The sequence below is a fragment of the Oceanobacillus sp. E9 genome, assembly GCF_001741975.1.
GTDB lineage: Bacteria > Bacillota > Bacilli > Bacillales > Amphibacillaceae > Oceanobacillus > Oceanobacillus kimchii.
In genome coordinates, this window is record NZ_LSNA01000005.1 from 116,174 (window position 1) to 135,428 (window position 19,255).

At 33.9% G+C, this 19,255-nt stretch carries 23 protein-coding genes; 16 read left to right on the plus strand and 7 right to left on the minus strand.

All coding sequences use genetic code 11. The annotated features are described in order from the left end of the window. Positions 1–4 precede the first annotated feature (4 nt). The 4 genes from ezrA to AQ616_RS04285 all read left to right on the plus strand — a co-directional run bounded on the left by ezrA (position 5) and on the right by AQ616_RS04285 (position 4,428). A complete protein-coding gene (gene ezrA / locus AQ616_RS04270) occupies positions 5–1,699 on the plus strand; it encodes a septation ring formation regulator EzrA (RefSeq protein WP_017797311.1) in 1,695 nt (564 codons plus the stop codon). A gap of 78 nt (positions 1,700–1,777) precedes the next feature. After that, complete coding sequence (locus tag AQ616_RS04275; RefSeq protein ID WP_069685159.1) at positions 1,778–2,917, plus strand: cysteine desulfurase family protein; 1,140 nt, start codon at positions 1,778–1,780, stop codon at positions 2,915–2,917. A gap of 6 nt (positions 2,918–2,923) precedes the next feature. Continuing rightward, a complete protein-coding gene (gene thiI / locus AQ616_RS04280) occupies positions 2,924–4,126 on the plus strand; it encodes a tRNA uracil 4-sulfurtransferase ThiI (protein WP_017797309.1) in 1,203 nt (400 codons plus the stop codon). Positions 4,127–4,230: 104 nt separating this feature from the next. Beyond that, positions 4,231–4,428 carry an alpha/beta-type small acid-soluble spore protein gene (locus AQ616_RS04285; protein WP_017797308.1) on the plus strand — a complete coding sequence of 66 codons (198 nt, stop codon included), beginning with the start codon at positions 4,231–4,233 and terminating at the stop codon, positions 4,426–4,428. A gap of 58 nt (positions 4,429–4,486) precedes the next feature. Here the strand turns inward: AQ616_RS04285 and AQ616_RS04290 are convergent, their stop codons facing one another. Further along, positions 4,487–5,287 (minus strand): NAD kinase, encoded by an 801-nt coding sequence (locus AQ616_RS04290; RefSeq protein WP_017797307.1) that lies wholly within the window; start codon positions 5,285–5,287, stop codon positions 4,487–4,489. 137 nt (positions 5,288–5,424) lie between these two features. On the opposite strand from AQ616_RS04290, the gene AQ616_RS04295 reads away from it, so the two are divergent. From AQ616_RS04295 to AQ616_RS04315, 5 genes are all read left to right on the plus strand, one after another. Then, on the plus strand, positions 5,425–6,000 hold the full coding sequence (locus AQ616_RS04295) for a DUF2953 domain-containing protein (RefSeq protein ID WP_017797306.1): 576 nt from the start codon (positions 5,425–5,427) through the stop codon (positions 5,998–6,000). After that, positions 5,993–6,466 (plus strand): GerW family sporulation protein, encoded by a 474-nt coding sequence (gene ytfJ / locus AQ616_RS04300; protein WP_017797305.1) that lies wholly within the window; start codon positions 5,993–5,995, stop codon positions 6,464–6,466. The genes AQ616_RS04295 and ytfJ overlap by 8 nt, the downstream gene beginning before the upstream one ends. Positions 6,467–6,563: 97 nt before the next feature. Beyond that, positions 6,564–7,058 (plus strand): thiol peroxidase, encoded by a 495-nt coding sequence (gene tpx, locus AQ616_RS04305; protein WP_017797304.1) that lies wholly within the window; start codon positions 6,564–6,566, stop codon positions 7,056–7,058. A gap of 296 nt (positions 7,059–7,354) precedes the next feature. Further along, positions 7,355–8,353: a class I SAM-dependent methyltransferase gene (locus AQ616_RS04310; protein ID WP_017797303.1), complete on the plus strand. Its 999-nt coding sequence runs from the start codon at positions 7,355–7,357 to the stop codon at positions 8,351–8,353. Positions 8,354–8,364: 11 nt separating this feature from the next. Beyond that, the gene (locus AQ616_RS04315; RefSeq protein ID WP_017797302.1) at positions 8,365–9,558 is read left to right on the plus strand and encodes an acetate kinase; all 1,194 of its coding nucleotides are present in this window, start codon (positions 8,365–8,367) and stop codon (positions 9,556–9,558) included. 191 nt (positions 9,559–9,749) lie between these two features. Here the strand turns inward: AQ616_RS04315 and AQ616_RS04320 are convergent, their stop codons facing one another. Continuing rightward, complete coding sequence (locus AQ616_RS04320) at positions 9,750–10,181, minus strand: universal stress protein (protein WP_017797301.1); 432 nt, start codon at positions 10,179–10,181, stop codon at positions 9,750–9,752. A gap of 129 nt (positions 10,182–10,310) precedes the next feature. Between AQ616_RS04320 and AQ616_RS19550 the strand changes: the two genes are divergently transcribed. Continuing rightward, positions 10,311–10,469 (plus strand): hypothetical protein, encoded by a 159-nt coding sequence (locus AQ616_RS19550; RefSeq protein WP_017797300.1) that lies wholly within the window; start codon positions 10,311–10,313, stop codon positions 10,467–10,469. Positions 10,470–10,643: 174 nt separating this feature from the next. Then, the gene (gene ald / locus AQ616_RS04325; RefSeq protein WP_017797299.1) at positions 10,644–11,759 is read left to right on the plus strand and encodes an alanine dehydrogenase; all 1,116 of its coding nucleotides are present in this window, start codon (positions 10,644–10,646) and stop codon (positions 11,757–11,759) included. 74 nt (positions 11,760–11,833) lie between these two features. Here the strand turns inward: ald and AQ616_RS04330 are convergent, their stop codons facing one another. Beyond that, the gene (locus tag AQ616_RS04330) at positions 11,834–12,931 is read right to left on the minus strand and encodes a M24 family metallopeptidase (RefSeq protein WP_017797298.1); all 1,098 of its coding nucleotides are present in this window, start codon (positions 12,929–12,931) and stop codon (positions 11,834–11,836) included. Between the two features lie 220 nt (positions 12,932–13,151). Here AQ616_RS04330 and AQ616_RS04335 point away from each other — a divergent pair, with 220 nt between their 5' ends. The 4 genes from AQ616_RS04335 (at position 13,152) to AQ616_RS04350 (ending at position 16,539) form a co-directional block, all read left to right on the plus strand. Continuing rightward, positions 13,152–13,832 carry a metal-dependent hydrolase gene (locus AQ616_RS04335; protein WP_017797297.1) on the plus strand — a complete coding sequence of 227 codons (681 nt, stop codon included), beginning with the start codon at positions 13,152–13,154 and terminating at the stop codon, positions 13,830–13,832. Positions 13,833–14,052: 220 nt separating this feature from the next. Beyond that, complete coding sequence (locus AQ616_RS04340) at positions 14,053–14,862, plus strand: type IV pilus biogenesis protein PilM (RefSeq protein WP_017797296.1); 810 nt, start codon at positions 14,053–14,055, stop codon at positions 14,860–14,862. A 69-nt stretch (positions 14,863–14,931) separates the two neighbouring features. Beyond that, positions 14,932–15,159: a hypothetical protein gene (locus AQ616_RS04345; RefSeq protein WP_017797295.1), complete on the plus strand. Its 228-nt coding sequence runs from the start codon at positions 14,932–14,934 to the stop codon at positions 15,157–15,159. 72 nt (positions 15,160–15,231) lie between these two features. After that, positions 15,232–16,539, plus strand: a complete 1,308-nt coding sequence (locus AQ616_RS04350) for a DRTGG domain-containing protein (RefSeq protein ID WP_017797294.1) — start codon at positions 15,232–15,234, stop codon at positions 16,537–16,539. Positions 16,540–16,639: 100 nt separating this feature from the next. On the opposite strand, the gene AQ616_RS04355 is transcribed toward AQ616_RS04350, so the two are convergent. Further along, positions 16,640–16,936, minus strand: coding sequence for a YtpI family protein (locus tag AQ616_RS04355; RefSeq protein WP_017797293.1), 297 nt, complete (start codon positions 16,934–16,936; stop codon positions 16,640–16,642). 115 nt (positions 16,937–17,051) lie between these two features. Here AQ616_RS04355 and AQ616_RS04360 point away from each other — a divergent pair, with 115 nt between their 5' ends. Then, a complete protein-coding gene (locus AQ616_RS04360) occupies positions 17,052–17,999 on the plus strand; it encodes a DHH family phosphoesterase (RefSeq protein WP_017797292.1) in 948 nt (315 codons plus the stop codon). Positions 18,000–18,033: 34 nt separating this feature from the next. On the opposite strand, the gene AQ616_RS04365 is transcribed toward AQ616_RS04360, so the two are convergent. The 3 genes from AQ616_RS04365 to ytrH form a co-directional block, all read right to left on the minus strand. Then, on the minus strand, positions 18,034–18,255 hold the full coding sequence (locus tag AQ616_RS04365; RefSeq protein WP_017797291.1) for a YtzJ family protein: 222 nt from the start codon (positions 18,253–18,255) through the stop codon (positions 18,034–18,036). A 104-nt stretch (positions 18,256–18,359) separates the two neighbouring features. Then, positions 18,360–18,863: a sporulation membrane protein YtrI gene (ytrI, locus tag AQ616_RS04370; RefSeq protein WP_017797290.1), complete on the minus strand. Its 504-nt coding sequence runs from the start codon at positions 18,861–18,863 to the stop codon at positions 18,360–18,362. Next, positions 18,863–19,195 carry a sporulation membrane protein YtrH gene (gene ytrH, locus AQ616_RS04375; protein WP_017797289.1) on the minus strand — a complete coding sequence of 111 codons (333 nt, stop codon included), beginning with the start codon at positions 19,193–19,195 and terminating at the stop codon, positions 18,863–18,865. The genes ytrI and ytrH overlap by 1 nt, the downstream gene beginning before the upstream one ends. Positions 19,196–19,255: the final 60 nt, after the last annotated feature.

Consider the following 19,255-nt stretch of genomic DNA (forward strand, 5'->3'; position numbering starts at 1 on the left):
TATTATGGTTTTCGTCATCAGCGTCATTTTAGCAATTATTGTAATATTAACCGTTGGACTTATTCTAAGAAAACGAATTTATGACAAAGTAGACCATCAAGAAAAGTGGAAAATGGATATTATGGCAAGGGATGTAGCACAACAAATTAGTAAAATAAAAAGCCTTAATTTGTCCGGAGAAACACAAGAAAAATTTGAACTTTGGAAAGGTCGATGGGAGCATATCATTACGAAAGAACTTCCAGACATTGAAGATCATTTATTTGATGCAGAAGACGCAGCGGATAAATTTAGAATGAGAAGAGCGAACAATATCCTATCTGAAGGAGACCAGAAACTCCAAAATATTGAAGTTCAAATAGAAGAAATACTTGAGGAATTGGATGAATTGTTAAGCTCTGAAAAAACTAGCAGAGAAGAGGTTGCCCAAATTGTTCCTACAATTAAGCTTCTTCGTAAATCACTTTCGCAATCGAGATATCAATATGGAAAAGCAGAGAAAATTTTTGATAAAAAGTTAGATGATTTTGATGCTCAGCTAGCTACATATGAAGAAAATGTTGAATCTGGAGATTATTTAGAGGCAAGTAGACTTATACAAATTTTAAAAGAAGAAATTATTGAGTTTGAAAACAAAATGGAGCAATTTCCAGAAATTTTAAGACGATGTAAGCAGGATTTACCATCTCAATTAGAACAAGTCTTGTCAGGTATTCAGGAGATGAAAGGTAACGGTTATCGCGTAAAACATTTTGGATTTGATAAAGAAATTATTACATACCAAGAACACCTTAAGAAATTACAACAGCAGTTGGAAGAAGGTGATATTACCGATGTTTCCTCTAAATTAGATGATATAGAAGAGCGTATTACCGAAATGTATGAATCTCTTGAAGGAGAGGCTATTGCTAAAAATTATTTAGAACAGCGTATTCCAGAGTATCAAAAATCCGTTAGTGAAATTGCCGCTACTTATGATGAGACAAAATTAGAAGTCGAAGAACTAAAGAAAGCTTATTTTGTAGAGAATAATGACATGGAACGATTCTTTACTGTTGGAAAAACTATTTCTACATTAAGAGAACAATTAAAAGAACTTCAAAAAGATATGGATGATGATCAAAAATCACATTCTGATTTACAAAATATAGTTGAAGATGGATTTAATAAAATTGTTCAATTAGAAGAACAGCATGAAGAATTTAAAAAATCAATTGAGAACCTAAGAAAAGATGAAATGGAAGCGAGAGAAAAGCTTATAGAGATGCGTAAACAGCTTTATGAGTTGAATAGGAAGCTGAAAAAGAGTAATATACCAGGTGTACCAGGATTTATTTGGACAAGATTTGAAACGGCTTCTGCTAAAAACAGTCAAGTAGTAGATGCTTTAGAAGATTATCCATTAGATATTGCAAAAGTACAACATGCATTATCTGAAGCAAAACAAGCAGTTGATCAGACACATGAGCAAATAGATATAATGCTTGACCAAGCTTATCTAACGGAACAAGTTATTCAGTATGCGAACCGTTATCGAAGTCAGCACACAGTTTTAAATGGTAAATTAAAAGAGGCAGAACGATTATTCCGTAATTATGAATATGAATTATCTTTAGAGCATGCTGCGAAAGCAGTAGAAGAAATTGAACCTGGAGCATTAAAGCGAATTGAAGAGAATCAACTAACCTTGAATAGATAGATATAATAAAGGCTGTCATTAAGAGACGAATTGTTTTCTTAAGTCAGCCTTACATTTTTGTAAAAGTAGGTGAATACGATGATTTATTTAGATAATAGTGCAACAACACAACCAAAAGAAGAAGTTATTCAAAGCTTTCAATTAGCTTCTTCCCAATTTTTTGCAAATCCTTCTTCTATTCACCCGCTAGGTGGAAGAGTTGAAAAACTATTATTTACTGCTAAGCAACAGGCAGCAGAAACATTAGGAGTCCGAAGGGAAGAAATCATCTTTACATCCGGTGGTACAGAAGGAAATAATACTGCTATCAAAGGGATAGCTTTAGAACATGAGCAAAGAGGAAGGCATATAATAACGACCGAAGCGGAACACCCATCAATTTATGATACGTGTATAAGTTTAAAAAAATTAGGTTTTCGAATTACCTTCCTACCAGTTGATGAGAATGGATTAGTTTCCGTGGAACAAGTAGAAAATGCAATTGAGTCCGACACCATATTAATTACAATGATGTACGTTAATAATGAAATTGGAACCATTCAGCCAATTGAAGCGATCGGAAATATGTTGAAACAATATCCAAAAGTATTTTTCCATGTAGATGCGGTTCAAGCGTTAGGAAAAGTACCATTGAAATTAAGTGATAGTGGTATTGATTTATGTACTTTTTCTGGTCACAAGATTCATGGGTTAAAAGGAACAGGAATGCTTTATGTGGAAAAAACAACTACGCTATTTCCATTGATGCATGGAGGGAATCAGGAATTTGGTGTACGTTCTGGTACAGAAAATGTTGCTGGTGCAGTTTCATTTGTGAAAGCACTTCGATTAGTGATGGAACAATTTAAACAAGAAAAAGAACATCTAATCCATTTAAATGAGGTGTTACGAGAAGGATTATCAAAATTGGAAGATATCGTTATTCATTCACCTTCACATGGAGCGCCACATATTGTTAATTTTTCTGTTCTAGGTGTAAAACCAGAAGTAATTATTCATACTTTAAGTGAAAAGGACATTTATATTTCTACTAAATCTGCTTGCTCCTCGAAAGAATTAGATGAAAGCAGAATTCTAATTGCTTGTGGAAAATCGCATGAAGAAGCAATTTCTGGTCTGCGTGTTAGTTTTTCATATAATAATACGGTAGCCGAAGTAGAACAATTTTTAAAAGAATTGCATACTGCAATTGAACAATACAAAGAAGCATTGGGGTAGATAGTAATGAATTACGATCATATATTAATACGCTATGGAGAAATGGCGTTAAAAGGAAAGAATATAAAACAATTCATCATAAAACTACAGGAGAACATTCATCAAAAAATTAAACATTTTGAGGGTGTGAAAGTAATACGCACACAGGGTAGGATGTTTGTTTTATTGAATGGAAATGAACCAGAACCAATTATAGAAAAACTTAAAAATGTATTCGGTATTCATAGTTTAAGTTTAGCAATTCGAGTAGAGAACAGTGAAGAGCAAATAAAAGAAGGAGCGCTGTATGCTTTAAAGAAAGAAGAGAAGGCAAAAACATTTAAAGTAACCGTAAAGCGTATTACAAAGGACTTTCCTATTCCTTCTCAACAGATGAACCAAATTTTAGGTGGACATTTATTAACAAATACGGATGGCATCACTGTAAATGTGCATGAACCTGATGTGGAAGTACGAGTAGAAATTCGTAAAGAAGCAACGTATATTACTTCAGGGTCAATCCGTTGTAGAGGCGGACTTCCAGTCGGTACATCAGGTAAATCATTATTATTGTTATCAGGTGGTATAGATAGTCCTGTAGCTGGATTTTTGGCAATGAAGCGCGGAGTTCAATTAGAAGCCATTCACTTCCATTCTCCACCATTCACAAGTGAACGAGCTAAACAAAAAGTACTCGATCTGACACAGACATTAACGAAATATGGAAAATCCATTAAAGTGCATATTGTTCCTTTTACGAAGTTACAACAAGAAATCTTTCGTGAGATGCCAAATGATTATGCGATGACCATTATGCGTAGAATGATGTTTCGTATAAGTGAGAGAATTTGTGAGCAAGAAGAGATTTTATCACTAACAAGTGGAGAAAATTTAGGACAAGTGGCAAGTCAGACAATGCAAAGTATGCACACGATAAATGAAGTGACAAATTACCCGATTATTCGTCCATTAATAGCAATGGATAAGCAAGAAGTTATAGAGATATCCCAAGAGATAGGAACGTATGAGACTTCCATACAACCTTATGAGGATTGTTGTACGATTTTTGTGCCGAAGTCTCCAAAAACAAAGCCAAAGCGGGAAAAAGTAAATTATTATGAGTCTCATCATGATTTTACTCCAACAATGGAAGAAACAATAAAAGGAATTGAGACAATTAAAATTACGGAAAAAACAGTAATGGATCAATCTTTTGAAGATCTTCTGTAAAAGTGATGACTTGTTCCTAAAAACAAGAAAAAACTACCAATAAATTAGATGCATGGTTTTCCTCTAATCAACACATTCTATGAGTACCAAGGAGGTGAACTAACATGGCAAACAATTCTTCAAACCAATTGGTAGTTCCAGGAGTGCAACAAGCACTTGATCAAATGAAATACGAAATCGCTCAGGAATTTGGTGTACAGTTAGGAGCTGACACTACTTCACGTGCTAACGGTTCTGTTGGTGGTGAAATCACAAAACGTCTTGTAACAATGGCTGAGCAACAATTCGGTGGAACAAAATAACTCATAAAAAATAATAATTGGCTAGCTACCCTTGTTGTTGACAAGGGTAGCTTTTTAATTATAAAAAGGTACGTTTTACTCGTTCCCAGTACGAGTTATTCTTTAATTTTACGGTTTTAATAATCGTATCATCCATAGTAACTTCAATATTTTGAATACGTTTGATTGGCGATGCCTCGTTATCTAGACTAATGATTGGATGATCGTTACCATCTTGTAAGATCTCGAGTTGTAGTTTACGGTCCTTATCTAATAGAAAGGATGAACCGAGGGTGCGGTATTGATTATTATTTAAAGATGCAACTTCTGAAACTTGAAAGCCATGAATTAATGGATCAATAACTGCCCCTCTTGCTGACTTGGAGTAACCGGTACTCCCTGTTGGAGTAGACACAATCATTCCATCCCCTCTAAACGTTTCAAAATGAAATCCATCGACGTATACATTAATTACTATCGTTTTTACAATTGTCGATCTAATGGATACTTCATTTAAACAATAAAAAGGCGTTTCACTATTAATTTGTGCTTTAATTGTAGGAAATCTTCTTACTTCAAGGTCTTCATGTAATACGGAATGGATCATATTATCAAAATTGTCGATATTAAAATCACAATATAACCCGGATTGACCTTCTCTCATAATTCCAGTATAGATACAATCTTGCCTGAACCCGGTTTTTCTAACGGCTTGTAGAAAGGTACCGTCACCGCCAATACTTACAATAATAGAGGCATCTTTGGAATCCTCTACAACCTTTAAACCATTTTCTGAAGATATTTTTTTGAGTGCTTTAATTTTGCCATCCATTTCTTCATCAGGATGATAGTAAAAGAAGATATTTTGTCTCTCTGCCATGATGAAACCTCCAAAACTTTTTTATACAACCTACTTTAAGTTTACCATGTTTATTTCAACATATCCCTATAAAAGGGTTTAAAATATAGTGAATTGCCTAAAAATAGTTTATATATGATAAAGAAGAAGGGATTTCAATGTGGGTAACAATAGGTATTATCATTTTTAGCTTTTTTCTACTTGTGCTAATAATAGCTCTCGTAAAATTATCTATACATATAACATTTCATCATTCAAAAGAGCAAAGTATTGTATATATTCAAGCTCTTATTTATAAATGGAAAATATATAAGAAAGAGCTGAAGTTAGAACAAAATGAAGATAAACAAATAAACTATTTAAATTTTCGTGAAGAAATTTTACGATTTATTCGATCGATACCCATTGTTTATCGAAATGTCACTCATTTTCTATCGATGATTGAACTCTCTTTCTTTGAATGGAAAACAAAAGGAGGGACTGGGGACGCTGTAACGACAGGAATATCGACAGGAGCAGCATGGGCAGTTAAAGGAATTATTATTGGATTCTTACGAGAACACATGAAGAAAGTTGATGACTTAATCGTAGATGTTACGCCAGATTATCAAAAGTCATTTATACAAACTGATATTCGTTGCATGATATCTATAAGATTAGGAAAAGCTATTTATGGAATTCTACAACTATCAAAGATACCGGATAAACAGAAGGAGGCTACTAATCATGGATGAACATCCAATTGAAGGCTTAATGACTACAGCGATGGAAAGTATACAGAAAATGGTAGAAGTAAATACAATCATTGGCGATCCTGTAAAAACACATGATGGAACGGTAATAATACCTGTTTCTAAAGTTGGTTTCGGATTTGCTGCTGGGGGAAGTGAATTCTCTCCTAGTCAAATATATTCGGATGAAAGTAGACAACAAGAAATGCCGTTCGGTGGGGGTAGTGGCGGAGGAGTGTCAATTACTCCTGTAGCTTTTCTTGTAATTGGAGAAAAAGGGATGGAAATGATCCATTTAGATCAACATACACATCTTTATGAGAAATTAATTGATGCTGCTCCGCAACTTGTAGAAAAAATGAAAAAGTTAATGAAAGATAATGAGGATGGAGAAGAATCCCATAAAGAAGAGAAGAAAGATAAAAAAGAAGAAAAGAAATCATCATCTTTCCATCATTACGATATTTAAAGTGAGTATATCTCCTAAATTGATGTCTAACATTGGACATGTTTTTTGTTAAGCTTCATAATAAATGTAGACACAATATAGTTGGGGGAGATAATTTATGTCAAATGTAACATTTAAAAACGATCCAGTAACATTACTTGGGGTAGAAAAGAAAGTTGGAGATAGTGCGCCAGATTTTACCGTTCTAGCAAATGATTTATCAGAGAAACACTTAAGTGATTATAAAGGAAACGTGAAAGTTATTAGTGTGGTTCCTTCAATTGATACGGGTGTATGTTCGGAACAGACACGTCGATTTAATGAGGAAGCTAGTAACTTTGATAATGTTCAAATACTTACAATCAGCATGGATCTTCCTTTTGCTCAAAAACGTTGGTGTGCAGCAAATGGAATAGATAAAGTTGATACGTTATCTGATCATCGTGCAGCTGATTTTGGTGAGAAATATGGCGTACTTATTAAAGAGTTACGTTTATTATCTAGAGCTGTATTTGTCGTTGATGAAAACGATAAGATAACTTATGTTGAATACTTATCAGAGGTTTCAAACCATCCTGATTATGAAGCTGTACTATCTCATTTAAACAAATAACTTTCGTTGTTAGCCGTCCCGAATATTTGGGATGGCTATTTTTAAGTGAAGTATTGTGTAGATCAATGAAAAATTTTCGTTTTATTTGTATATTTACTCAAATGAAGATATAGTAACAAACAAATTATTACTGAAATAGAGAAAATAGGTTTTAATCACTTAAAAGAGTGTATAAAAGGGAATAAATATAAACAAAGGTTTTTGTGCGAGATTTTTAATTCCTTTCTTATTTTTTTACATATGAGATAAGTGCTGATACAATATAAAAGTTGTCAGCATGGATAGGAGGGTATACCATGGAGCAAACGAACGTGGAACTTATTTTTAATTGGCTTGATAAAACAACTGAAAATGTACAACAGACTAAGAATGAAACATTTTTAGATAGTCTAGTAATCACATTAGAGATGTTGTTTGAAAAAGATGTGCCTGAAGGTTTTGATGATATTACCAAACATAAATTAAACCAATTATTATCAGAAATAAAGGTAAGTGATTTCCAACATGAAGAAATTCGAAAAGGAATATCCTTGGCAATATTAAAAGGGATGAAAGGATCTACGCAGCAGCAACATTTAATGACTCCTGATACTGTTAGTCTAATTGTAAGTTATTTAGCAAATAAATTGTTGTCTTCACACAAAGAAGTGGCATTATTTGATCCAGCTAGTGGTACGGGTAATTTACTAACAGCAGTGATGAATCAAATGAATAAAGATGTTGCTGCATACGCAGCTGAAGTTGATCCAACTTTAATTGGACTAGCTGTACTTAATGCAAACTTACAAGAAAAAGAAGTTGAATTCTTCCATCAAGATAGCTTACGCCCTTTTTTAATGGAACCTGTTGATATCGTTATATCGGATCTTCCGGTTGGATATTATCCTGACGATATATCCGCTAATGACTATGAATTAAAGGCGGATCAAGGACATTCTTATTCGCATCATCTGTTCATAGAGCAAAGCCTAACATATATGAAGGAAGGCGCTTATTTTGTTGGAGTTGTGCCTGAATTCTTGTTTGATAGTGATCAATCAGATAAACTTCATGCATTTTTACAAAAGCATGCACATATTGTTGGCGTTATTCGTTTACCAGAATCAGCCTTTAAATCCAAACAACAAGCAAAGAGTATTTTAATATTGCAGAAAAAAGGGGAAGCTACAAGTGATCCAAAACAGCCATTACTTGTTCAGATGCCTTCTTTCAAAAATGCTCATGCAATGGCGGACATCTTAAAGAAAATGGACCAATGGTTTGCATCCTATCCAAAAGGGATTAATAGTAAATAGGAGTGAGAGTAATGAGTAATGTGTTAGCAATTAATGCTGGTAGTTCTTCATTAAAGTTTCAACTTATTCAAATGCCAGATGAAGAAGTAATTGCAAAAGGATTAGTAGAACGGATTGGAATGCCTGACGCAATTTTTTCTGTCGAAGCAAACGGAGAGAAAGATAAGCAAGTTACAGATATTCCTGATCACAGTGTTGCTGTTAAAATGTTATTGGAGTCATTGACTTCTACAGGTGTAATTCAATCATTTAATGAAATAGACGCAGTAGGGCATCGTGTGGTACATGGTGGTGAATATTTCTCTGATTCTGTTTTAATTACTGATGAAGTTATTCAAAAAATAGAAGATATATCTGAACTAGCTCCATTGCACAACCCTGCAAACTTAACAGGAATTCATGCATTTAAGGAGATTTTACCTGAAATTCCGATGGTAGCTGTATTTGATACTGCTTTCCATCAAACAATGCCTGAAGCATCATATATGTACAGTCTTCCAAGAGAATATTATGAAGAATATGGGATTCGTAAATATGGTTTCCATGGTACTTCCCATAAATATGTCTCAGAACGTGCATCAGACTTATTAGGTGTACCTTTATCCAACCTACGTTTGATTTCTTGTCACATTGGTAATGGAGCAAGTGTAACTGCAATTAAAGATGGGGAGTCCATTGATACTTCTATGGGGTTCACACCATTAGCGGGCGTAACGATGGGGACTCGTTCAGGAAATATTGACCCAGCATTAATTCCATATATTATGGATAAGACTGGAAAAACAGCAGATGAAGTATTAAACGTACTGAACAAAGAAAGCGGAATGTTAGCATTATCTGGATTTTCTAGTGATTTACGTGATATTGAAGAAAAATCTGAATCAGATGCAAGAGCAGAATTAGCTCTAGATGTTTTTGCAGGTCGTATCCATAAGTACATTGGTTCTTATGCTGCAAAAATGAATGGACTCGATGCAATCATCTTCACTGCTGGAGTTGGTGAGAACAGTGTAACTATTCGGGAAAAAATCTTAACCGGACTTGAATTCATGGGAATTTACTGGGATCCGAAATTAAATGATGTACGTGGAAAAGAGCAATTTATTAACTATCCACACTCTCCAGTAAAAGTAATTATTATTCCAACAAATGAAGAGGCAATGATCGCAAAAGATACGGTGAGATTAAGCGGACTAAATGGATAATTAGTCAGTCATTAATAATCTGACTGAAGCGATAGTAATTCAGAAATTAAGTTAGACCTATTTCTTATCATCAGATAGGAAGTAGGTCTTTTTAGTTGTATCAATTTTATAATTTGTAATGAAAATCCACTTGAAAAGTTTTTCTATTCAAGTTAGGTAAAATCCGGTTCCTGTTAAAAAAAGCGAACGTATTATTCTCGAATAACCAATACATCACATGGCGCATACCTTGTTATGCTTTCAGAAACACTTCCAATAAGAAAACGTTCTACAGCATTCATCCCCGTTGCTCCACAAATAATTAAATCTGCATCAAATGTTTTGGATATTTCCTTAGCAATTTTTACTTTAGGGGATCCATATTCAATAACTCGTGCTAAATCTGTTATACCGGCTCCTTTTGCCGTTTCTACATATGAATTAAGCAATTCTTTTGCGTAGGTTTCGGCACGTTCAGATAAACTGCGATCATAAGCTTCTGCTGTAGCAAAAGTACGAGAGTCTACGACATGGGCGAGGATTAGTCTGGAGTTGTTACGTTTAGCAATGTCTAAAGATTTGTTAAATGCATTTTCTGCGGCTTTTGACCCATCTACAGCTACTACAATATTTTTATATTCCATCAATAATCTCCCCTTTCTTACTCTACTAATTATATACCCGATTTTAGATAACTCCAATCCTTAAAGGAATAAAATAACATTATGTTTTTTTAGGTATAGGTTAAGATAAAAACATGGAGGTGATAGAGAATGTCCAAAAAACAAGGGAAAAAGCAATCTTTGTATGAGGATAATGAAGGTGTCGCTGCTGTACAAAATCAATTAAATGAAAGTTATCAAAGTGGTGTCATAGACGATCAACTCCATAACAATCGTGGAATTAACACGTTTAATAACCGTAAAGCATAAATATGGACAAGAGGAGTAAACCTCCTCTTTACATAGAGCATACCTTATAAATAATGATATTTGTTCAAAATAGTTAGCTTGACGTTTAATTGAAACAATAGTGCGTTTCTTCGCAATATTTGTTACAATTTACTTATCAAAGCTCGTATATCAATTCGGAAAAGAGGTATATACATGAAAATTGGTATCCCTAAAGAGATTATGAACAATGAAAATCGAGTGGCGATTGCCCCTTCAGGTGTTATGTCATTAAAAGATGCAGGACATGAAATTTATGTAGAGACAGAAGCTGGACTGGGTTCTAATTTCACTGATGAACAATATATACAAGCTGGAGCGACAATTGTTCCGACGGCACAAGAAGCCTGGTCAAAAGAAATGATAATGAAAGTAAAAGAGCCTCTACATGAAGAATTTATTTATTTTAAAGAGGGACAAATTTTATTTACGTATCTTCATCTAGCTAATGAGCCGGAGGTAACGAAAGCGTTAATTGAAAAAAAAGTAATTGGGATTGCATACGAAACTGTACAATTACAAAATCGATCTCTGCCATTGTTAACACCAATGAGTGAAGTAGCAGGCCGTATGGCAACACAAGTAGGTGCACAATTTTTAGAAAAGCCTAGGGGTGGAAAAGGGATAATCTTATCGAGTATACCAGGTGTGAAAAGAGGGAAAGTGACGATCATAGGTGGTGGAGTAGTGGGTACGAATGCTGCCAAAATAGCAATTGGATTAGGAGCAGATGTGACAATCATTGATTTGAATCCTGAAAGGCTACGTCAATTAGATGATATATTTGGTAGTTCCATTAATACACTTATGTCCAATTCACTTAATATAGGAGAAGCAGTTAGAGAATCTGACCTGGTTATAGGTTCTGTACTAATCCCCGGTGCAAGAGCTCCTAAATTAGTAAGTGAAATGATGGTGAAAAGTATGGCTGAAGGATCAGTGATTGTTGATGTAGCTATAGATCAGGGAGGGAATTTTGAAACGAGTGATCGAATTACATCTCATGATGCACCAACTTATACTAAACACGGGGTTCTTCATTACACAGTTGCGAACATGCCAGGTGCAGTACCTCGTACATCAACAATTGGATTAACAAATGTAACAGTCCCTTATGCATTACAATTAGCAAATAAGGGTTATAAACGAGCTTGTTTAGAAAATCAAGCTTTGTTAAAAGGAATTAACACGTTGGAAGGATATGTGACTTATCAAGCCGTAGCAGATGCGCATCAATTAGAGTATCGTGATGTAATTAGTATTTTACAGTAATGAGAAAATGTTCACATTAAAAAAACCGACCTTTCATTCAAGATAACTTTTAGGTCGGTTTTTAACATAGTTGTTTAGTTCACTATTTGTAGGTTTTTCGGATACTTCGTTAATATTTTTGGTCCTTCTTCAGTCATATATATCATATCTTCAATTCGAACTCCACCAACATTAGGAACGTAAATACCGGGTTCAATTGTAAATGTCATGCCACTTTGCAAGGGTAAATTATTTTCTCCATGCATTGATGGATATTCATGTGTTTCGATTCCTATTCCGTGACCAATCCGATGTGTGAAGTATTTACCATAACCCGCATCAGTAATGGTTTTTCTTGCAGTTTGATCTATGGCACCGACAGATGATCCAATAGTTGAACGTTCGATTGCCGCTACTTCTGCTTTTAGTACTGTTTCATAGATGCTTTTTTGTTCTTCGGTCAGGTTACCAAAAGCAACAGTTCTGGTTATGTCAGAACAATACCCTTGATAAATAACTCCTAAATCAAAAAGAACAAATCCATTTTTTTCTAATTTAGATGTTGATGGATTGCCATGTGGAGAGGCCGTTTTAGCACCTGATAATGCCATTGTTTGAAATGACATTTCTCTAATACCTTGTTTTTTTAGGGAATATTCAATTGTAGCTACAAGATCTAATTCGGATACACCTTCTTGAATAGTTTCTACTCCAGTTTGTATTCCAAAATCAGCAAGTTCAGCAGCTGTTTTTAATAAAGAAAGCTCTTTTTCAGATTTAATTACACGTAACTGTGCAAGTAATTCTTTCGCATCTTGGAATTGAGCTTCCGGTAATATATTTTGAATTGCTTGGTAACGTTCCATTGTTATATGATCTTGTTCTAGCGCAACCGACTGAGGTTGATGACTTTGTTTGTTGAGATAATCTATAAGTAATTTCCAAGGATTTTCGTGATCATAATAGCTTAAAATTGTATACTTCCAGCCAGCATTTCTAGCATCACTTTCTTCCATCTTTGGTAATAAAAAGACAGGGTCAAAGTTTTCTGATAAATAGATTCCTACTATTCTTTCGTGGGGCTCTGTATAATAATTACTTAAATAATAGACATTTGCTTTTGATGTTATGAATGCACTATCTATAGATTGTTCTTTTAGCTTTTTTAAAAAATTTTCTAAACGTTCTTGCATTTAATTACCTCCTCATTTCGTATTTTGATATTATAACAGTATATTAGAATTTTTTAAAAGATGATGAAGTAATTTATTGTTTATGTAAAGTAATATTGGAGTTTTTCTGCAGTTACTTATACTAAATGAATTTTCACTTTATGTTTAAAAAAACAAATGAAGTGGGAAAAAGTAATGTAGAGATAATGATAAACTAGTTATTAAAAAAGGAGAGATATTAATGAAAGTATCTTATCATGGTCACTCAGTAGTAAAAGTCGAAACAGATAATCATAACATTATTATTGATCCGTTTATTAACGGAAATGAGGCTTGTGATTTAAATGCAAGCACTTTAAAAGTGGATGTAATACTATTAACACATGCACATAATGATCATGTAGGAGACACTTTTGAAATTGCTAAAAATAATGATGCTTTTATAGTTGCGCCAAATGAATTAGCTAACTACCTTAGTGCACAAGGGTTAAATGCTCATCCAATGCATATCGGAGGGTCAAAACAATTTGATTTTGGTACGGTTAAACTTACCCAAGCATTCCACGGTTCTTCTTATGAAGCAGAGGACGGATCAATTATATATGGTGGAATGCCTGCAGGAATCCTTCTCACTATCAATGGGAAGACAATTTATCATGTAGGAGACACAGCATTATTTACGGATTTAAAAATGTATGGAGAAATGAATGATATTGATATAGCATTTATTCCTATCGGGGATAATTTTACGATGGGTCCAGAAGATGCGATACATGCAGCTAATTGGATAAATGCAAGTATTTCCGTTCCAGTGCACTACAATACTTTTCCAGTAATAGAGCAAGATGCTAAAGCTTGGGCTAATCAAATTAAAACTGGAAAAGGCTACGCAATGAATATAGGAGAAGCAATCGATTTGTAGAGGACGAATTATAAGATCAGTAAACCGTATGAATCAATTAAAGTTGATTCATACGGTTTTTTCATAATAATATTACGAAAAATATGCTTTTTTTGGAAAAATAATAAGCAATTATACCCTATGAATTTGTAAATAAGTCTTTTGGCTGTGTTAGAAAAATGATAATATAGGTTATAAGAACTATACATTGCCAAATTTTACTAGAATTGAGGGTGGCGTTGTGGGAAAAAAAGGGGATATTAGCTTCGTTATTACCAATCATGTTATACGATATTCAGAAAAGCGTAGTAATTCAAAGGGTGTTGGAGATCATGTTGGGGAAGTGGAGCTCCCTTTGGGTATTATTGAAAAAGGGATTATTAAAGATAAAAAAAATCTTAAATTATTTATTACAGATTTAGTGCAGCGCTATAAATGGGAAGGAAAAAAAGTGACTTTTACACTTCCAAGTGAATTAGCACACCTCTATCAACTTTATCATTCAAAAGTTAAAGATCGAGAAAGCTTATTAATTGTGAACCAATGGTCTAAAGATATACATAATCATGGTCAACAAAGAGAAACATCAAACCTATTAATCTATTCATATTATCTTCACCACATTCAATCGTATACATCCTTATTAAATCAATCAAAAGTTCGAGCTATAAGAGCAGATGTCGCACCACAAGCAGTATATCGATTGTACCAAGAGAGAGTATCTTATATACCAAGTGATGTGTTAGTAGTATATTGGAACAAAGATGTACTAACTATGACTACGTATTATTTAGGGCAACCTGTCTATACAAAACATTGGCATATTGAAAGCACAACTTATTCACCCGGACTTTTTAAAAAATATTATATAGAGATGCTTTCTAATCAAGAAACAATCGCCTTTGGTCAAGTAGTTCTAAGTGGTGATGTTGCTTATTTATCTGAAATCTATACTGAAATAAAAGAAAACATTCGTTCTCCGATTTATGTATATGGAAATCAATTTGTTCCCACTAAATTTATGGATGTCATCGGTGTTGCAATGTGGTAGATCGTATTAATTGGTTATGAAACTCTTTTTTTCTTCATAGACTAATATGAAGAAAAGGAGGGATATCTATTGCGACAGTATGCTCTACTACGATTACTTTTAGCAGTTTTTTTCTTATATGTTGCCTGGCCATTAATACCTGAAGCCACGTCACAACTCGAATACTTTTTTTGGGGGTGTTGGCTAGCTTTCTTATTCCTTTTTATTGGGGCCAATCTTTCTACGCTTTTACAAATTACACAACCTCCTGTAATGGAACAGAAGGAAATTCTAAAGCGAAAACTTGGTAATAATTGAGTTTCCGTATTTTCAACTGTATAATAATAGTAAAGATGACTATATAGTACAGTTGAAAGAAGGTGAATGACCATGTCTACAAAACATGAGCAGATCATTCAACATATTATCGCTTTACCAGTGGGAAATAAAATATCTGTTCGCCAGATTGCAAAGGATCTTCATGTGAGCGACGGAACCGCCTATCGGGCAATTAAAGAGGCGGAAAACCAGGGATTAGTAAGTACAATTGAACGTGTTGGAACAATCCGAATAGAGCGGAAAAATAAAGAAAATTTCGATCAGCTTACATTTGCTGAAGTGGTTAATATCATTGATGGACAAGTCTTAGGTGGTAGAGATGGATTATATAAAACACTAAGTAAATTTGTAATTGGAGCCATGCAGCTTGATGCAATGATGCGCTATACACAGGCGGATTCCTTATTGATTGTTGGTAATAGAATAAAAGCACATGAACAAGCTTTACATGAAGGAGCAGCTGTATTAATCACAGGTGGTTTCGATACGGAAGACTATATAAAAAAACTTGCGGATGAAAAAGAACTTCCGATTATATCCACTAGTTACGATACATTTACTGTAGCTGCTATGATTAATCGCGCCATATACGATCAATTAATAAAAAAGGAGATAGTATTCGTTGGTGATATATCTACACCATTTGAAAGAGCATATTATTTAACTACAAATGACCGTATTGAACAATGGTACCAATTAAATGAAAAATCTTCGCATACTCGATTCCCGGTTCTTGATGATAAATTGCGAGTAGTGGGTATGGTTTCATCTAAGGACATTGTTGGAAAAACGAAGGAACATCGAATTGATCGAGTCATGAGTAAAAAGCCGCAAGTTGTCCAAGAAAAGACTTCTTTAGCTTCGGTAGGACATATGATGGTTTGGGAAGGAATAGAATTAGTTCCAGTAGTAGACCAGTCTCATCAATTAAAAGGCGTTGTATCTCGACAAGACGTTTTAAAAGCAATGCAACAGATTCAACGACAACCACAAGTTGGAGAAACAATTGATGATATTGTATCAAGTAATTTAATTGCTAATGAGGAAGATGAATTGTCTTTCACTACGAAAATAATTCCGCAAATGACGAATCAGTTAGGTACTTTATCGAATGGAGTATTTACTTCACTTATTGCAGAGGCTTGTAGTAGAATGCTTTTAAAAGTAAAAAAAGCAGATATTTCAATAGAGAATATCACTGTTTACTTTAGTAAACCTGTTCAAATTGAAAGTGATTTAACCATTAAACCTAAGATAATTGATGTAGGGAGACTTTATGCAAAAATTGATGTCGAAGTTTATAACTTAGACCAAATGGTGGGCAAAGGATTGATTATGGCACAACTAATCAATAGATAAAGGTAATTACACTTAAAAGCGATGGTTATATGATAAACAAAAACCGACTATAATAAGATTTTTATCTAGATTATAGTCGGTTTTTGTTTTTTATGCTTTCTTATTCATTTGGGTTAAGTCGGCGCCATTCACTCCGGTAATGTCTAGTTTCACCTATACCTCTTACTAATTGAAGAATCCCGAAAACAAGCAAAAGAATACCAATGAATAAACTTAATTGCGTTAAGTAATTTAAATATTGATTGATTGCGAATGCAGAAAGGAATATACCTAAACATATTCTCGCTTTGCCATTAAAGTATCTTTGTGTAATAGGTTCTTTTTCACGGATAATAGCTACTTTATAATAAATATAAAGGACTGCAGAGAGTACAATAAGAATTGGAAATATAACCATTTTTTAAATCGCTCCTAGCTCATGCTATAATATTAATTATCTATACCGTTAATATTGTAACGTTTTTCCAATCGGATAGCTAGAGTAAAGTAGATCGTATAGAGGAGGAAGTAGATTGACAAGAAAGCAAATTATTGAAACAATTAAACAATATAATCGAATAATAGTTCATCGACATGTGCGTCCAGATCCAGACGCGATTGGATCACAAGCAGGATTGAAACAACTCATAAAACATTCTTTTCCAAATAAAGAAGTATACATTGTAGGTGAAACCGAATCATCTTTAAGCTTTTTAGAAAATATGGATATTGTTGGTGATGAGATTTATGCGGGCAGTTTAGTTATTGTATGTGATACTGCTAATCAACCTCGTATAGATGATCAACGATACACCATAGGTGAAAAGCTTATAAAAATTGATCATCATCCAGAGGTAGATACATACGGAGATATTCAATGGGTGGATACTAATGCGAGTTCTGTTAGTGAAATGATTGTTGATTTAGCAATATATGGCGAAAGTGAAGGTCTACAACTTAATCAAGAGGCTGCACGACTTTTGTACGCGGGAATAGTAGGAGATACAGGAAGATTTAAGTTCCCAAGCACGACGAAAAGAACGTTTCAATTGGCAGCAGAGTTGGTAACATTTAATTTTGATCGATCACAAATTTATAATAGTTTATATAGCGTAGAAGATAAAATTTCTAGGTTGAGTGGTCACATATTACAAAACTTTAAGCTGTCCTCTTCTGGGTTATGTACCATTAAATTAACCACAGAATTATTAGAGCGATATAAAGTTAGTGTGGATGAATCTAGTCAGCTTGTGCAAGTAGTAGGAGACGTAAAGGGTATTAAAGCATGGGTATTCTTTATTGAAGAATCTGATCAAATACGTGCTCGATTACGTTCTAAAGGGCCAATAATAAATGAAATAGCTTCACAATTTAACGGCGGCGGGCATCCGTTAGCATCCGGAGCTACGGTATACAGCTGGGAAGAAGCAAAAGCGTTAGAATTGAAGCTTGAAAAGGCATGTGAAGAGTACATTATGTAAATTAAAAAAGAGACTAGAACTTATATATAAAGTTTCAGTCTCTTTTCTTTTTACTGGATTTAACTGGAATTTGATTTGTTATCGGAACAAACCAACAACCAGCATGATCATAGTCATATTGTACAGATAAATTTTCCTTTTTAATGGAATTTTTTAATAATCGAATTAATTCTTCTGTTTCTGCATAAGCAGTAATACCTTGACGAAGAAGTTGCATTTTTGTATCCCGAATTCTTCTTAAATGGATGGGTAACATAATTATAACTCCCTTCATTTAAGGATCTCTATATTATAAGTAATAAGTATATCTGAAATTATTTTAATTTACTATATATAGAAAGAAGTGTCACATAACGTTCATTATTGGACAGATTCGGGATATAAAACAATTTCTAATTCTGTATCTATAACAATTTTTTTTACAGAAAAGTGATAGGTAAGCTCCTCTAATTCAAATCCTTTATGTTCGATAGTTGAATACAGTAATCGATCTGCTTTTGATAAGGTTGCTAATTCCTCACCGATTAAATGATCAATTTCTTTACGAATCAAAGCTTTTAATTGATCTTGAATAAGTAAATCCATTTTTAGTCGTTCCGGTTCTTCGAAGATGATTTCAATACTTGATACGATTAAAGGTTGTTGAGACTCTTCGTCTCGTTCTTCTTTATCTTCAAGTAAAGCGTTGTTTTGTTTCTTTAGTTCATTGACCTCACTGGTTAATTCTATATTTTCTTTTAATAAATCTTCATACATTGTTCCATACATATATATGATCACGAGATAGCCAATAATAGAACCGAAGAATACACCTACAAAAAACAATCTCCAGGTGGGTTTTTTATGATACGGAGGGATATGCATTAGGGAATTTCTCCTTGTACAAACCAATTAATAATAATAATTCCTACTTTTACGCCACCCATCGCTGATAGGATTAAAAGAATTTGTTTAAAGAGGTCTAAAGGTGTTCCATCTAGTAATCCTTTTTCAAAATTTGCAATGGCATCAAATGTTCCTCCTATGGCAGCTACTATTGCCCAAATTCGTAATCTGTCCGCAATTCTGCTAATTGAAGTTAGAGCTGCATCCCCAGTAGCAAATTCACCAATACTACCGATAATGGATCCTCCAATAATGACTCCTAGCGCAATAAAAAAACAATGAATAAAGGCAGCAAAAAAACGTTCTTCCATATACATACACTCCTTATGCGGTGTATCCTTATACATATATATGAGATATTTGTACAGGTT

Excerpts from the sequence above, each read along its gene's own strand:
- ezrA (WP_017797311.1), top strand. The coding sequence starts at position 5 with ATGGTTTTCGTCATCAGCGTCATTTTAGCAATTATTGTAATATTAACC.
- AQ616_RS04275 (WP_069685159.1), top strand. The coding sequence starts at position 1,778 with ATGATTTATTTAGATAATAGTGCAACAACACAACCAAAAGAAGAAGTT.
- thiI (WP_017797309.1), top strand. The coding sequence starts at position 2,924 with ATGAATTACGATCATATATTAATACGCTATGGAGAAATGGCGTTAAAA.
- AQ616_RS04285 (WP_017797308.1), top strand. The coding sequence starts at position 4,231 with ATGGCAAACAATTCTTCAAACCAATTGGTAGTTCCAGGAGTGCAACAA.
- AQ616_RS04290 (WP_017797307.1), bottom strand. The coding sequence starts at position 5,287 with ATGGCAGAGAGACAAAATATCTTCTTTTACTATCATCCTGATGAAGAA.
- AQ616_RS04295 (WP_017797306.1), top strand. The coding sequence starts at position 5,425 with ATGTGGGTAACAATAGGTATTATCATTTTTAGCTTTTTTCTACTTGTG.
- ytfJ (WP_017797305.1), top strand. The coding sequence starts at position 5,993 with ATGGATGAACATCCAATTGAAGGCTTAATGACTACAGCGATGGAAAGT.
- tpx (WP_017797304.1), top strand. The coding sequence starts at position 6,564 with ATGTCAAATGTAACATTTAAAAACGATCCAGTAACATTACTTGGGGTA.
- AQ616_RS04310 (WP_017797303.1), top strand. The coding sequence starts at position 7,355 with ATGGAGCAAACGAACGTGGAACTTATTTTTAATTGGCTTGATAAAACA.
- AQ616_RS04315 (WP_017797302.1), top strand. The coding sequence starts at position 8,365 with ATGAGTAATGTGTTAGCAATTAATGCTGGTAGTTCTTCATTAAAGTTT.
- AQ616_RS04320 (WP_017797301.1), bottom strand. The coding sequence starts at position 10,181 with ATGGAATATAAAAATATTGTAGTAGCTGTAGATGGGTCAAAAGCCGCA.
- AQ616_RS19550 (WP_017797300.1), top strand. The coding sequence starts at position 10,311 with ATGTCCAAAAAACAAGGGAAAAAGCAATCTTTGTATGAGGATAATGAA.
- ald (WP_017797299.1), top strand. The coding sequence starts at position 10,644 with ATGAAAATTGGTATCCCTAAAGAGATTATGAACAATGAAAATCGAGTG.
- AQ616_RS04330 (WP_017797298.1), bottom strand. The coding sequence starts at position 12,931 with ATGCAAGAACGTTTAGAAAATTTTTTAAAAAAGCTAAAAGAACAATCT.
- AQ616_RS04335 (WP_017797297.1), top strand. The coding sequence starts at position 13,152 with ATGAAAGTATCTTATCATGGTCACTCAGTAGTAAAAGTCGAAACAGAT.
- AQ616_RS04350 (WP_017797294.1), top strand. The coding sequence starts at position 15,232 with ATGTCTACAAAACATGAGCAGATCATTCAACATATTATCGCTTTACCA.
- AQ616_RS04355 (WP_017797293.1), bottom strand. The coding sequence starts at position 16,936 with ATGGTTATATTTCCAATTCTTATTGTACTCTCTGCAGTCCTTTATATT.
- AQ616_RS04365 (WP_017797291.1), bottom strand. The coding sequence starts at position 18,255 with ATGTTACCCATCCATTTAAGAAGAATTCGGGATACAAAAATGCAACTT.
- ytrI (WP_017797290.1), bottom strand. The coding sequence starts at position 18,863 with ATGCATATCCCTCCGTATCATAAAAAACCCACCTGGAGATTGTTTTTT.
- ytrH (WP_017797289.1), bottom strand. The coding sequence starts at position 19,195 with ATGGAAGAACGTTTTTTTGCTGCCTTTATTCATTGTTTTTTTATTGCG.